At 68.2% G+C, this 12,468-nt stretch carries 11 protein-coding genes and 1 tRNA gene; 6 read left to right on the top strand and 6 right to left on the bottom strand.

What is annotated here, in order from left to right; all coding sequences use genetic code 11:
• Nucleotides 1-4 precede the first annotated feature (4 nt).
• Nucleotides 5-580 (bottom strand): dCTP deaminase, encoded by a 576-nt coding sequence (gene dcd, locus ABT288_RS03745; protein ID WP_055705140.1) that lies wholly within the window; start codon nt 578-580, stop codon nt 5-7.
• Between the two features lie 567 nt (nt 581-1,147).
• Here dcd and ABT288_RS03740 point away from each other — a divergent pair.
• Together ABT288_RS03740 and ABT288_RS03735 are read left to right on the top strand one after the other, a co-directional pair.
• Nucleotides 1,148-1,221, top strand: a tRNA-Gly gene (locus ABT288_RS03740).
• Between the two features lie 229 nt (nt 1,222-1,450).
• Nucleotides 1,451-2,716 (top strand): DUF4365 domain-containing protein, encoded by a 1,266-nt coding sequence (locus tag ABT288_RS03735; protein WP_351602412.1) that lies wholly within the window; start codon nt 1,451-1,453, stop codon nt 2,714-2,716.
• 720 nt (nt 2,717-3,436) lie between these two features.
• Here ABT288_RS03735 and ABT288_RS03730 read toward each other — a convergent pair.
• The 3 genes from ABT288_RS03730 to ABT288_RS03720 all read right to left on the bottom strand — a co-directional run bounded on the left by ABT288_RS03730 (nt 3,437) and on the right by ABT288_RS03720 (nt 5,402).
• On the bottom strand, nt 3,437-3,835 hold the full coding sequence (locus ABT288_RS03730; RefSeq protein WP_351602410.1) for a type II toxin-antitoxin system VapC family toxin: 399 nt from the start codon (nt 3,833-3,835) through the stop codon (nt 3,437-3,439).
• Nucleotides 3,832-4,113: a hypothetical protein gene (locus ABT288_RS03725; protein ID WP_351602408.1), complete on the bottom strand. Its 282-nt coding sequence runs from the start codon at nt 4,111-4,113 to the stop codon at nt 3,832-3,834. The genes ABT288_RS03730 and ABT288_RS03725 overlap by 4 nt, the downstream gene beginning before the upstream one ends.
• 470 nt (nt 4,114-4,583) lie before the next feature.
• The gene (locus ABT288_RS03720; protein WP_351602406.1) at nt 4,584-5,402 is read right to left on the bottom strand and encodes a COG4705 family protein; all 819 of its coding nucleotides are present in this window, start codon (nt 5,400-5,402) and stop codon (nt 4,584-4,586) included.
• 303 nt (nt 5,403-5,705) lie between these two features.
• Between ABT288_RS03720 and ABT288_RS03715 the strand changes: the two genes are divergently transcribed.
• Complete coding sequence (locus tag ABT288_RS03715) at nt 5,706-6,026, top strand: hypothetical protein (RefSeq protein ID WP_351602404.1); 321 nt, start codon at nt 5,706-5,708, stop codon at nt 6,024-6,026.
• An 11-nt stretch (nt 6,027-6,037) separates the two neighbouring features.
• Here the strand turns inward: ABT288_RS03715 and ABT288_RS03710 are convergent, their stop codons facing one another.
• Nucleotides 6,038-6,541, bottom strand: coding sequence for a hypothetical protein (locus ABT288_RS03710; protein ID WP_351602402.1), 504 nt, complete (start codon nt 6,539-6,541; stop codon nt 6,038-6,040).
• 328 nt (nt 6,542-6,869) lie between these two features.
• Here ABT288_RS03710 and ABT288_RS03705 point away from each other — a divergent pair, with 328 nt between their 5' ends.
• The 3 genes from ABT288_RS03705 (at nt 6,870) to ABT288_RS03695 (ending at nt 12,039) form a co-directional block, all read left to right on the top strand.
• Nucleotides 6,870-9,254: a hypothetical protein gene (locus ABT288_RS03705; protein WP_351602400.1), complete on the top strand. Its 2,385-nt coding sequence runs from the start codon at nt 6,870-6,872 to the stop codon at nt 9,252-9,254.
• 135 nt (nt 9,255-9,389) lie between these two features.
• Entirely contained in the window at nt 9,390-11,294 is a 1,905-nt protein-coding gene (locus ABT288_RS03700; protein WP_351602398.1) for a hypothetical protein, read from the top strand.
• Nucleotides 11,295-11,799: 505 nt separating this feature from the next.
• Nucleotides 11,800-12,039, top strand: a complete 240-nt coding sequence (locus ABT288_RS03695) for a hypothetical protein (protein WP_351602396.1) — start codon at nt 11,800-11,802, stop codon at nt 12,037-12,039.
• A 78-nt stretch (nt 12,040-12,117) separates the two neighbouring features.
• On the opposite strand, the gene ABT288_RS03690 is transcribed toward ABT288_RS03695, so the two are convergent.
• Nucleotides 12,118-12,390: a hypothetical protein gene (locus tag ABT288_RS03690; protein ID WP_351602394.1), complete on the bottom strand. Its 273-nt coding sequence runs from the start codon at nt 12,388-12,390 to the stop codon at nt 12,118-12,120.
• Nucleotides 12,391-12,468: the final 78 nt, after the last annotated feature.

The following is a 12,468-nucleotide window of genomic DNA, read 5'->3' as shown; positions in this document are numbered from 1 at the left end:
GCCCTCACACCTGGGTCCGATGGAAATTGACGTAGGACCGCGAGGCGGTCGGCCCGCGCTGCCCCTGGTAGCGGGAGCCGTAGCGCTCGCTGCCGTACGGGAACTCGGCGGGCGAGCTGAGCCGGAACATGCACAGCTGGCCGATCTTCATCCCGGGCCAGAGCTTGATCGGCAGGGTGGCGAGGTTGGACAGCTCGAGGGTGACGTGGCCGCTGAAGCCGGGGTCGATGAACCCGGCGGTGGAGTGCGTGACGAGCCCGAGCCGCCCGAGCGAGCTCTTCCCCTCGAGACGGGAGGCGAGATCGTCGGGCAGCGAGATGACCTCGTACGTGGAGGCGAGCACGAACTCCCCGGGGTGCAGGATGAACGGCTCGTCGCCCTCCGGCTCGACCAGCCGGGTCAGATCGGGCTGCTCGACCGAGGGGTCGATGTGCGGGTACCGGTGGTTCTCGAACACCCGGAAGTAACGGTCCAGCCGAACATCGACGCTCGACGGCTGCACCATGGATTCGTCGTAGGGATCGATCCGTACCCGCCCGGCGTCGATCTCGGCCCGGATGTCCTTGTCTGAGAGAAGCACGTAGCGAGGATACGCAAGGCGCGCGGAGCCGTGACAATCGCGACGGCTCCGCGCGCCTGGTTACCGCGGGCTGTGTGTTACTGCTGCTGTCTGTCGTTACCGCTGATGTCCCTGATACCGCTGCTGCGCTAGCGCTTCTCCAGGGCGACCGGCACCACACTGCGGAGCCGGGCACACCGGGGGCACCTCATGAGCCGGCCGGGGCCGAGCCGCTCGGCCTGCTGCATCGGGAACGAAGCGGTGCTGAAGACGTGCCCATCCGCACAGCGGACGACGGTGCGTTCCATCAAGTCCCTTAAGTCCCTTCCCCAAGACCCTCGTCGGGCTTACCGCCCTGACGACAAAAGCCACATTACGGGATCAAAGACACGACTCTCCAGGCGGCACTCCGGCCTCCCCCGAGCCCTCCGCGAGGCCTCCACGGTACGCCCCAACTCGCCCCACCCGCAGCCGGATCCCACCCCTGAAACGGGCTCAGACCCCCGGGCCCGAGCACCAGGGGTCTGCGATGATGTACAGTGAGCAAGGTCCGGACGCCGACTCCGCGAGGATCATGTCCGTACTTACGCGGGTGTAGTTTAATGGTAGAACATCAGCTTCCCAAGCTGAGAGCGCGAGTTCGATTCTCGTCACCCGCTCCATGAAGAAGGCCCAGGTCAGAGACCCGGGCCTTCTTGCTGTCCCTGGTGATCATTGCGTGCCAGATGGTTCACCGGAAGGCCGTGTCCCGGCGAGAGGCTTCCCAGGCTGGGCATGTGAACCCCCGGCCGTTCCCCAGGCCGGATGTCAGAGGCGTGCGGCAGGACGCCGAAGGACGGTGCCGTCCCGGATCTGCCGGGGTCCGGCGAGGGAGCTCCGGGGGAGGACGATATGCCGAAGATCTCGAAAGGGCGGCGCGTGGGGCAGGCCGCCGTGAACGCGCTGCGCTCCCTGTTCGAAGAGCACGACCACATCGTTCAGGAAATTTCCGGGCAGAACGATTTCGGCGAGGACCTCTACGTCACCTTCACCCACAACGGGCATCTCACGAGCGACACAATCAAGGTTCAGGTCAAGGGTGGGAGCAGCCGGCGCCGAGGCAACGGCTACGCGGTGCGTGTCGACCAGCACGGCGACACCTGGGCGAACGGGAACATCCCCGTCTACTGCGTGGTGTACGACCCTGACACCAGACAACTGCACTGGGCGAACGGAACCCAACAGCTCCGTCGGTCCGGTCCGCTGAGTCCGCCGCGCTTCATCGGGGTCAGCCCCAACGCGGTGCTGGACGACACCACCATGGAGTCCTTCGTCGCCCAAGCCCGCCGCTACGTCGGGCGTTATCGAGATCGGCAGGCCGTCCTCACCCACCTCGGCGAGATGTCCGGCGTCGAATTCGACCCGGCGGACCACGTTCTGCACTTCGTCAACGGCTACGACGAGGACCTCATCTTCTGGAAGCGCCCGGGGGACCGTGTGGCGACGCTGCTGCTCAGCGCCCAGGACTGGGAACCGGTTCTCGTCACCCTGGAGTCCCTGATGCGCAACCGGATCGACATACCCGAGGAGACAAAAGGCGGTGAATCCCCGGACCCCGATCTGTGGACCGCCGAGGACCTGGAGCTCAGCCCGTCCGAGATCATGTGGGCGACCTCGTGCTTCATGTCCACCCGAGAGGCCGACGAGGGGCCGGGGGACGACGCCATCGGCCCCGTCGAGTGCGCGGGGTGCCCTGACTGCACGGACGAGGAGCCTGTAGAGCACGGCCGGATCGAGGCCGACCTGCTCCACGACTACCTCCTCGCCCGTATCCTCGACCGGATCGACGCCGAGCCCGACCTGATGCGGCGCTCGATCCTGGCCATGCGCGAGGACGGCGAACTCGGACCGGAGATCGTCGCCGAGCTCGGGCCTCTCGAAACGGAGCCCCGTGTCGTCCGTCAGGTGAACAAGCTGAGCCGGGCGACAGTGTCGACAGTGGACGACATGGAGCCGGGGGCCTTCCAGCTGGCCGTCCTCTACCTCATACACCGCGTCTACATCAGCGGCCCCTCGCTCCCCCTCGGCGAGCAGGTCCGCATCGTCTGGCGCATACCCGAGGCCACGGCATCCGAGAAGGCCGTCGCGAATGATCAGGCTCCGTCCGCCCGGACGTGACCAACCCGCTGAGTGATACCCGCGCCTCGGTCGCGGCCACGAGCAGCTGCACAGCGATCCTCAGATGCCCCCGGTCCCTGGCCGATTCCGCCAGGGCAGTCAGGGACTCCCCGCGCAGCACGGTCCGTCAGGGCATCCCACAGCTCGGCCGGTGGGGCATTGGTACGCCGTGCCTTCCTGCCGTGCTGGCCCGGGTAGTCCGCGAGTCTGACCCTGCTGGTGGGGAGGCGAGTTCTGCCGGGTTCGCGGGCGTACGCAGGCGTCAGGGCCTCGAGTGCCGCGCGAACCTGGGCTCAACTTCAAGAGAGCGTGCCCGATGTCCCTGTCCGCCACCATGTCATGCCCGAGGCGGCGGGCGTCCATGGCCGACTCCATCAGGGCGCCCTTTGCAGGGCTGTGGTGGCTTCCTACCTGTCGATGAGGGCGCAGCCACCGGCGAGGTACTGGGTGATCTGCCCCAGACGAACTGGCCGTTGATATCAACCGAGCAGTTTCACGGCGCGGGCCAAGGTCTTGTCTCGATGCCCCGGCGGCGAATGTGCCGCAGTCGACGTCCATATGATCGCCGCTTGGTCGCACTGGTGACGTGGGGCGCGTCACGAGGACCTTTTCCAAGCGCTCGCCCTGAAGCGGGGCATGAGGACAGGCGGGAACAACCAGCACGATCAATTTCAGGACGATCTCCGCACAGCGAGCACCATCTCTGCAAAGCGCCTCGGCTCAGACCTTCTCCGAACTCACGCGTGGATGTCCGGCAGTGAGCAGAGCGATGTCTTCTACATCGGACGTCAGGATCGTCACCCGGCCGGGATGCTGTAGGGCGGTCGCACACAGCATGGCGTCGATTGCGTACTTATGGCCGTGCAACCCCGCTGTACGCAGCAACGCGGCAGCGGATTGCGCGACGGCCTGGGTCACCGGCTCGACGCTCAGGCGGGACAGCGTCCACTTCAGTGCGGCATCGTTGATCTTCGGGTGGATCACCTCAACCAGCACGGCTGCTGAGGTGATCACCGGCAGGTCCGCGTCGCGAGCCGCCGTCAGCCACTCGTGGATTTCCCGATCACGCTGTACGGCCTTTGCCAGGCCCTCGCTGTCCAGGACTAGGGCACCGCTCACGCGGCCGCCCCGGCATTTGAGGCGCCGCCGGTCAGTCGGGCACGTTTGGCTGCCACGGCCTCGGGGTCGGCCGGGCCGTGCACCTCGTCGAAGTGCGCGATCAGCTCGTCCAGGTTGTCCCGCTCGATCTGCCGCTGGGCCGCCTTCTCCAGGTACGCCGATACGCCCCGCTTGCCGACCCGCTCACGGATGGCCTGCAGGGTTCCGGCGGACAGGGTGACGGAGATACCGCTGGTTGGGCCGTCGCCGGGCAGGAAGTCAACGTCTTCATCAGCCACACCCCGAGTATGCCATTGAAAATGGCATAGTGGGCGGAAGGTGAATCATAAAGCTCCAACCGAATGACGGAGGAACCCGACACCTCAGGCTCGTGGGTGCTGTGCAGCCGCAACGCGACTTCAACAGCTGATCGCCGCACCGAGCGGACCAGGCGCTGTTGTCCTCTCAGCGGCAACAGCCGCCCACTTTCCGGGATCCCGTGCCCTCCGTGTGCCCGTAAGAGCGGAAACCCACGGTCAACAGCGGTGCAATCCGACGCACACGACCACCCAAGATCCAGGTATCCGCGCTGGTCAGAGCCATGGAGCCGGTGCAAGCGCCGTCGCTTCCCAAGCTGAGAGCGCGAGTTCGATTCTCGTCACCCGCTCCATATGAAACCCCCAGGTCGGAGACCCGGGGGTTCTTTGTTGTCTAGACCATTTTCCTCACCCGGTGCCCGGCGTCCGTCACCTGGACGATCAGTCGGCTTTCACCGCTGCGGAGCCGCCTCCGGCTGCTGATCGGCTTGGCCCTCGGCTCGGGGAAGACCGTCCGGCGTGATGGCTTGCTCCTGGTGAGTGAGCTGCTGGTAGACCACCAGGACAGCCAGCACAGCGAGCAGGGCACCGGAGGTGATGGTGGTCCCCACCCCGAGGCCGCCCTGCGCCACAGGTTTTTCCACGGCGTTCTCCGCGACCGCCCCGAGGGGCCGGGTCAGGACGTAGGCCGCCCAGAACAGCACTGTGCCCGAGATCGGTGAGAAGTAGTGGGCGCCGAGGATCAACAGCATCGCACCGCCCAGCACCAGGGCGCTGTCGCGGAATCCGATGCCCAGGCCGTCGGAGAGGAAGTCACCGCTGGAGGTGCCCAGCGTGTTGGACACGAGCGTCGCGGTCCAGTACAGGATTTCACCCTTGGTGGTGGCGATCCGTTCCACGTCCATGGTCTGGCCGGTCGCCCGCCACCCGATCAGTACGAGCACGAGCAGGGTCGTCAGCACGGTGGCTCCGCCTGCATAACCCAGGCCGGCGGTGCGGTTCATGAAGTCCGACATCGCGGTGCCCACGATGCTGGTCGTCAGGATCACCGACCAGAACACCACCGGCCGGAACCGATCGGACCTCAGCTGCATGGTCAGCGTGAGCGCGAAGGCGGCCAGGAAGATGAGTGCGCTGCTGGCGTAGCCAAGGTTCAGGGGTGCCATCGACACGAAGTTCGACACCGACTCACCCAGCGTGGTCGCCACGATCTTGATCGTCCAGAAGAGCCCGCCGACCATCGGCAGCTTGCTCACAGGGACTCTGCTCACCGAAGCTCCTATCCGCAGCCGGCATGACGCACAACCGGGCGTACCGGGAGAGAACGAGACTCTCGGACAGACTCGCGCGGGGTACGCACCGCAGCCATGTGTTCAGGGCCGAACAGGGCAGCCTTTCGCTCCTTCAGCCGATCGTGCAGGGGGCCTTGCCCGTGCCGGCTCGTGAACCAGGACAGCGGCAGCGTGCGGTCAGGCCGTTGACACCGAGAAGCCCCACCAGGAACGGGTCCAGCACCCAACGTCCTCCGGGCCCTGGCCTTCATGTGACAGAGCAGTGCCGCTAGCTTTCGTGACGTGGCACGCGACGAGGCAAGGCAGGTGGAGGTGGTCCACCGTCCCGGGGACCCGCCGGAACCGCCGCTGCATGTCCAGATGGGCGACGAGGTCCACATCACCTTGCACGGGTCACCCGCATACGGGTGGACGCCGGTCGAGGTGGTCGCGGGTCCCTTGACGGTGACCGCGCCAGAAACGACGGACGGAACCGTACGGGCCACGGTCAAGGCGGTCGGTGCGGGTGAGGCGGAGCTGCGGTCGACGTCGTCGTTTCGCGGGGATCGGTTCGGGCCGCAGACGCGGCTCTGGCGGCTGCTGGTGCACGTCGAACCGGCGTAGGCGTACCACGGTTACGGGACCACGGTGAGGGTCAGTTGCCAGGCCCTTGAGGGCGGACCGTGCGGGTCGGGCGTGTAGGTGGCGGCCGAGCTGAGCGTCGCGGTCCCCGCAGAGGCGGCGCGTGCGGTGGCGGACCGGGTGCCGTCGGATGCGGTGTGGTCGTCGAGCAACGTGACGGTGTTCGGGTTGGAGCTGCTGACCGGTGCCCATCTGTAGTTGGCCGGCGACTTGAGGGTGAGGTGGATTGTCGTGCCGACCTGGAGGCAGGCGGTACGCAAGGGGTTGTCGGCCGGCGGGTACAGGACCGTGACGGTGCCGCTGAGGCACGGTCGGATGGAGCTGGAGGCGGACGAGCCTGCGGGGGCCGGGGTCCCGTGGGACGGCCGGGTCGAGGTGGGGGCCGAGGGGCTGTTCTCGGCGGGCGCGGTGGCCCCGGTGCCGGACGCGCAGGCGGCGGCTGAAACAATGAGGGCGAGCACGGCGAGTGAACAGGCGCCGGTGCGGCGGTGTCTCACGATGCCCCCAGGGTGGAGTCGGGACAGTCCGACGGTGGGACGCGGCTGAGGCTGGATCCGTTCCGTGAACCGGCAGGGACTCGCGCTCCCACTACGGGCGATACAGGGAAATCCCTTGTGCCGATACAGAGGAAGCCCTGTGTTTTTACTGTGAGTTGACTGACGTCTGTAAATTCTCGGTTGCTTCGCGCCACGCAGGCTGCATCTCTCTTGTTGCGTGACATGTCCGGTGCAACCATCCCGGATTGCGAACACGCGCTCCATCGGCGTGAACGTCCTTCTTCTCCCCGCATGCCGGGCGATCTTCGGCTGGCCGAAAGGATGTTCCGTGTCCCGATCCAGACGCAGACGCGGCCGGATAGCCGCGCTCACCGCGATCCTGACCGCAGTCCCCGCACTCTGGCTCGCCGCTCCCGCGGCCCAGGCCGACCCCGCACCCCACACCCCGGCGGCCCGCCCCTCGGCCGACACCGGCCCCGCCGTCCGCCACGACACCTCCCCCACCCTGCGCTCCATGGCCGCCCACGCCCACCACGGACACCACGGCAAGAAGCAGCAGGACGACGACCCCGGCGAGGCGCGCCTCCCGCACCCGCCCGCGTCCCACATCCCGGACCCGGTCGTGCAGTCCAGCCCCGGCGGGCCGTCCGCCCCTTCGACGGGCACGAACTTCGAGGGCATCGGCGCCGGCAACTACTCGGTCACCGGTGTCCCGCCGGACCCGAACGCCGCCGTCGGCTCCAGCCAGATCGTCGAGACCGTGAACACCGCCTACGCGGTGTACTCCAAGAGCGGTGCCACCGTCCTCGCCCCGACCGACACCAGCACCCTGTGGTCCGGCTTCGGCGGATCCTGTCAGTCCACCAACGACGGTGACGCGGTGGTCCGCTGGGACACCCTGGCCAGTCGTTGGGTGGTGACGCAGTTCGCCAACGTGTCCTCGTCCTCCGGCCCGTACTACGAGTGCGTGGCCGTCTCCAGCAGTTCGGACGCGACGGGCAGCTACTACCGCTACTCGTTCCAGTACTCGAACTTCCCGGACTACCCGAAGCTTGCGGTGTGGCCGGACGCGTACTACGTCACGTACAACATGTTCACCGCCTCCGGGAGCTTCCTGAACGCCGAGGCGTGCGCGCTGAACCGGTCGGCCATGCTCACCGGCGCGAGCGCCGCCCAGCAGTGCTTCACCACCTCGTCCTCCTACGGCGGCCTGCTCGGCGCGGACCTGGACGGCTCGACCACCCCGCCGTCCGGTGAGCCGGAGCTGATGGTGGGCCTGGGCACGACGAGTACGACGCTGGCGTACTGGAAGTTCCACGTCGACTGGACGACGACCTCCAACTCGACCTTCAGCGGCCCGTCGACGCTGACCGTGGCGTCGTACACCACCGCCTGCGGCAGCTCGGGCACCTGCATTCCGCAGACCGGGACCAGTCAGCAGCTCGACTCGCTGTCCGACCGGCTGATGTTCCGGCTGGCCTACCGCAACTTCGGCGATCACGAGTCGCTCGTGGTCAATCACGCGGTGACGGCGGGAAGTTCGGTGGGCGTGCGCTGGTACGAGCTGCGCATGTCCGGCGGCAACCCGACCGTCTACCAGCAGGGGACGTACGCCCCCGACTCCACCTACCGCTGGATGGGCTCGATCGCCGAGGACAAGGTCGGCAACATCGCCCTCGGCTACTCCCAGTCCTCGTCCTCGGTGCACCCGTCGATCCGCTACACCGGCCGTCTGGCCGGTGACACGCTCGGCACGATGACGCAGGGCGAGGTCACCGCGATCACCGGCGGCGGCTCGCAGACCAGCTACAGCCGCTGGGGCGACTACACCTCGATGTCCGTGGACCCGACGGACGACTGCACGTTCTGGTACACGAACGAGTACATCCCGGCCAACGGCAACTTCAACTGGCACACCAGGCTGGCCTCGTTCACCCTGCCCAACTGTGGCTCCACCGCGAGCAACGACTTCTCGATCGGCGTCAGCCCGGCCTCGTCCAGCGTTGCCGCCGGCTCGTCGGCGACCACCACGGTCTCGACCGCTGTCACCTCCGGTTCGGCACAGTCGGTGAGCCTGTCGGCATCCGGGCTGCCGAGCGGGGCGACGGCGAGCTTCAACCCGACCTCGGTGACCGCGGGCGGCTCGTCGACGCTGACGGTGGCCACCTCCTCGTCGACGCCGGCGGGCACGTACAACATCACGGTCACCGGCACGGGCGCCTCCGCCACCCACACCGCGACCTACACCCTGACCGTCACCTCCGGCAGCGGCGGCGGTGGGATCACCAACGGAGGCTTCGAGAGGGGCAGCCTGTCCGGCTGGACCTCGGCCGGGACCACGTCGGTGGTCAGCTCCGGAGCGCACAGCGGCACCTACGCCGCCCGGGTCGGCAGCACGTCGCCGACCAACGGCGACTCCTCGATCGCCCAGACGTTCACGGCACCGTCCGGGACGAGCACGCTCGGCTTCTACTACAACGTGACCTGCCCGGACACGCTCACCTACGACTGGGCCACGGCCACGCTCAAGGACAACACCACCGGCACCACGACGACCGTGCTGGCCAAGACCTGTGTGTCGTCCTCCGGCTGGCTCCAGAAGACCGCCGCGGTCACGGCCGGGCACAGCTACACGCTCACGCTCATCAGCCATGACGACAACTACACGGGTGACGCCACCTACACCCGCTACGACGACGTGACCCTGTCCTGACCAGCATCGGGCCAGAGATCGGTTCCTGAAACGTCGTGCCCGGGGCGGACCAGCGGACCTGGCCGATGGTCCGCCCCCACCTCGAACGTCCTCGTCCGAGGGCGTACACCCCCATCGACGACAAGGGGTCTCCTCATGTCGCGCAACACCGTCCGTAGATCCGTGGCGACCGCCACCACCGCCCTGCTGTCGTTAGGCGGTCTACTCCTGTCGTCCCACCCGGCCCTGGCCGACGTCTCCAACGGCGGTTTCGAGTCCGGCAGTCTGACCGGCTGGACATCCGCCGGGACCACATCCGTGGTCGCCTCCGGTGCCCACACGGGTACGTACGCCGCCCGTGTCGGCGGCACCTCACCCACCAACGGCGACTCCTCGATCGCCCAGACCTTCACCGCGCCGACCGGCGCCACCCAGCTGTCGTTCTGGTACAGCGTGACCTGCCCGGACACGCTGACGTACGACTGGGCCACCGCCACCGTGACCGACACCACGACCGGCACCACGACGACCGCGCTGGCCAAGACCTGCACCAACGGCCAGGGCTGGAAGCAGGTCACGTCGTCCGTGACCGCCGGGCACAGCTACACGCTCACCCTCGTCAGCCACGACGACAACTACGCGGGCGACGCCACCTACACGCTCTACGACGACGTCGCCTTCACCACCGCCACCCCGCCGCCCGGCCTGACCCAGGTCAGCACGGACCCGTTCACCAACACCTCGAGTCAGCACGCCACCGAGCTGGAACCCGACACCTTCGCGTACGGCAACACGGTCGTCGCCTCCTCCCAGGTCGGCCGGTTCACCGACGGCGGCTCCTCCGACATCGGCTGGAACACCTCCACCGACGGCGGCACCACCTGGCAGCACGGCATGCTGCCCGGCATCACCACCTACCAGGGCGGCACCTGGGCCCGCGTCTCCGACCCGGCCGTCGCCTACGACGCCAAGCACGGCACCTGGATGGTGGCCGGACTGGTCATCGACTCCAACGTCAACGGCGCCGGCGTCAGCGTCAGCCGCTCCGCGAACGGCACGAGCTGGCAGAACCCGGTGATCGCGGTCGGCAACGACGGCCAGGGCTACGACAAGGAGTGGATCGTCTGCGACAACTCCGCCACCAGCCCGTACTACGGCACCTGCTACGTCGAGGTGGACGTCACGTCCTCGGGCAACGCGGTGGTGATGAGCCGCTCCACCGACGGCGGCGCGACATGGTCGGCTCCGGTGGCCCCGTCCGGCGGCCCGAGCGGCCTGGGTGGCCAGCCCCTCGTCCAGCCGAACGGCACAGTCGTGGTCCCCTACTCCGCCAACGGGTCCTCGATCCGCGCCTTCAACTCGACCAACGGTGGCGCCGGCTGGTCCTCCAGCACACTCGTCGCCAACGTCTCCAGCCACGGCGTGGCCGGCAACCTGCGTGACGGTGAGGGCCTGCCGTCCGCCGAGATCGACGGCTCGGGCAAGATCTACGTCGCCTGGCAGGACTGCCGCTTCCGCTCCGGCTGCCCGGCCAACGACATCGTCTACGCCACCTCCACCAACGGCACCAGCTGGTCGGCCGTGACCCGGGTCCCCATCGACGCCACCACCAGCGGCGTCGACCACTTCATCCCCGGCATCGGCATCGACCCCGCCACCTCCGGCACGACGGCGAAGATCGGCCTGTACTACTACTTCTACCCGAACGCCAACTGCACTACGTCCACGTGCCAGCTGGAGGTCGGCTACATCTCCTCCGCCAACGGCGGCAGCACCTGGAGCAGCCCGGCCACGGTCGCCGGGCCCATGTCCCTGTCCCAGATCGCCGGCTCCACGCAGGGCAGCATGGTCGGCGACTACATCTCCACCTCCGTCGTCAGCGGCAAGGCGGTCTCCGTCTTCGCCGTCGGCAAGGCCCCGGCGGGCGGGCAAGCCTTCGACGAGGCTCTCTACACCGCCGGCCCGCTCACCGTCAGCGGCGGCAGCGCACGCTCCACGACCCACGGCGCGTCGACCGTCCCCTCACCGCACGTCACCAGGCCGCTGCCGATCCGGCACTGACCTGAGAGAGCGTAAGGTGCGCTCCGGCGGGGACGCCGGGGCGCACCTTGGTATATGGGGACAGGACCGATTGGGGCAGGAACCTGGCGCCGGACCAGGACGTCACAGTGGCGTGCGGCGACCTGAGGAGTGAGTTGTGGCGCTGGAGCAGCAAAGACGCAGGCCGGGGCTCAGGGGGCCGTGGTTCGAGGCCGCCGTGGTTGCGGTGGCCTGCCTTCTGACCGCCTGCGGAAGCAGTGGCAGCAGCTCACACTCCGACGCCACGCCACCGCGCCCTTCCGCCGACCCGCACGCCACAACGCCGTCGGCAAGCAGTACGGGGGCGGCAGGTCATCCAGCCTCGCCCTCCACGTCGCCATCGGCGACAGCAACTCCTCGGACACCGTCGGCGCCCCCGAGGGGCACCGCCACGCCCCCTGCTGCGACCTCCGCGTCGTCGGGCTGCCTGGCAGGCTCCGCCACGATCACCCACGGCGCCGGGGACGCCGCCGCCCGTACCCTGTGTGTGCGCTCCGGCACGACGGTGACCGTCGTCCTGGAGCCCCGCGCCCAAGGCCCCTGGCCCCAGCCACGCACCAGCAACCCGATGCTGGCTCTGGTGACCTCCTCCGTCACCGACGGCAAGGGTGTCACCCGGGTCACGGTGCGTGCCGCGCGCATCGGATCGGCGTCCGTGACCTGGGGTCCCGAGAGCGCGCCGCTCTTCACGCTTCGGCTGAGTGTGGCGGCGTATCCGGTGCAGTGAACGTGAACGCCGGACGGCCGGTGCCCCTGGTTCGGGGGGCACCGGCCGTCGTCGTGCTACGCAGTGTACGGGTGGTGATCAGTCCTTGCGGGCTTTGAGGTGCCGTACGTCGAAGGAGCGGATGCCGCGTCCGTGTGTGGCGGCGTACAGCTTGCCGTCGGGGCCGAGGCGCAGCTGCATCACGGCCGTGGTGGGCAGGTTGTGGCCCAGGACCAGCCACTTGGCGGCGCCGGCGGGGCGGTGGAAGGTGGCCAGGTCGGTGCCGAGGGCGAGGCCGCCGTTCGGGAGGAGCTTGACCGTGTCGGCGGGGACGTCGGGCAGGTTGGCGGAGATGTCCTGCGACGGGAGCATGGGGGTGTCCCGGCGCAGGGGGATCTTGGCGTGACCACAACAGCCACACAAAGGGCTCACAGGAAAAATGGCGGGTTG

The sequence above is a fragment of the Streptomyces sp. NPDC001093 genome (assembly GCF_040298985.1).
GTDB lineage: Bacteria > Actinomycetota > Actinomycetes > Streptomycetales > Streptomycetaceae > Streptomyces.
Note: the sequence above shows the minus strand (reverse complement) of the source record. Positions and strands in the feature narration are given on the sequence as shown.

What these genes read in the sequence shown, in the direction of transcription:
- ABT288_RS03735 (WP_351602412.1), top strand. Translation starts at nt 1,451, where the DNA reads ATGCCGAAGATCTCGAAAGGGCGGCGCGTGGGGCAGGCCGCCGTGAAC.
- ABT288_RS03700 (WP_351602398.1), top strand. Translation starts at nt 9,390, where the DNA reads ATGTCGCGCAACACCGTCCGTAGATCCGTGGCGACCGCCACCACCGCC.
- ABT288_RS03690 (WP_351602394.1), bottom strand. Translation starts at nt 12,390, where the DNA reads ATGCTCCCGTCGCAGGACATCTCCGCCAACCTGCCCGACGTCCCCGCC.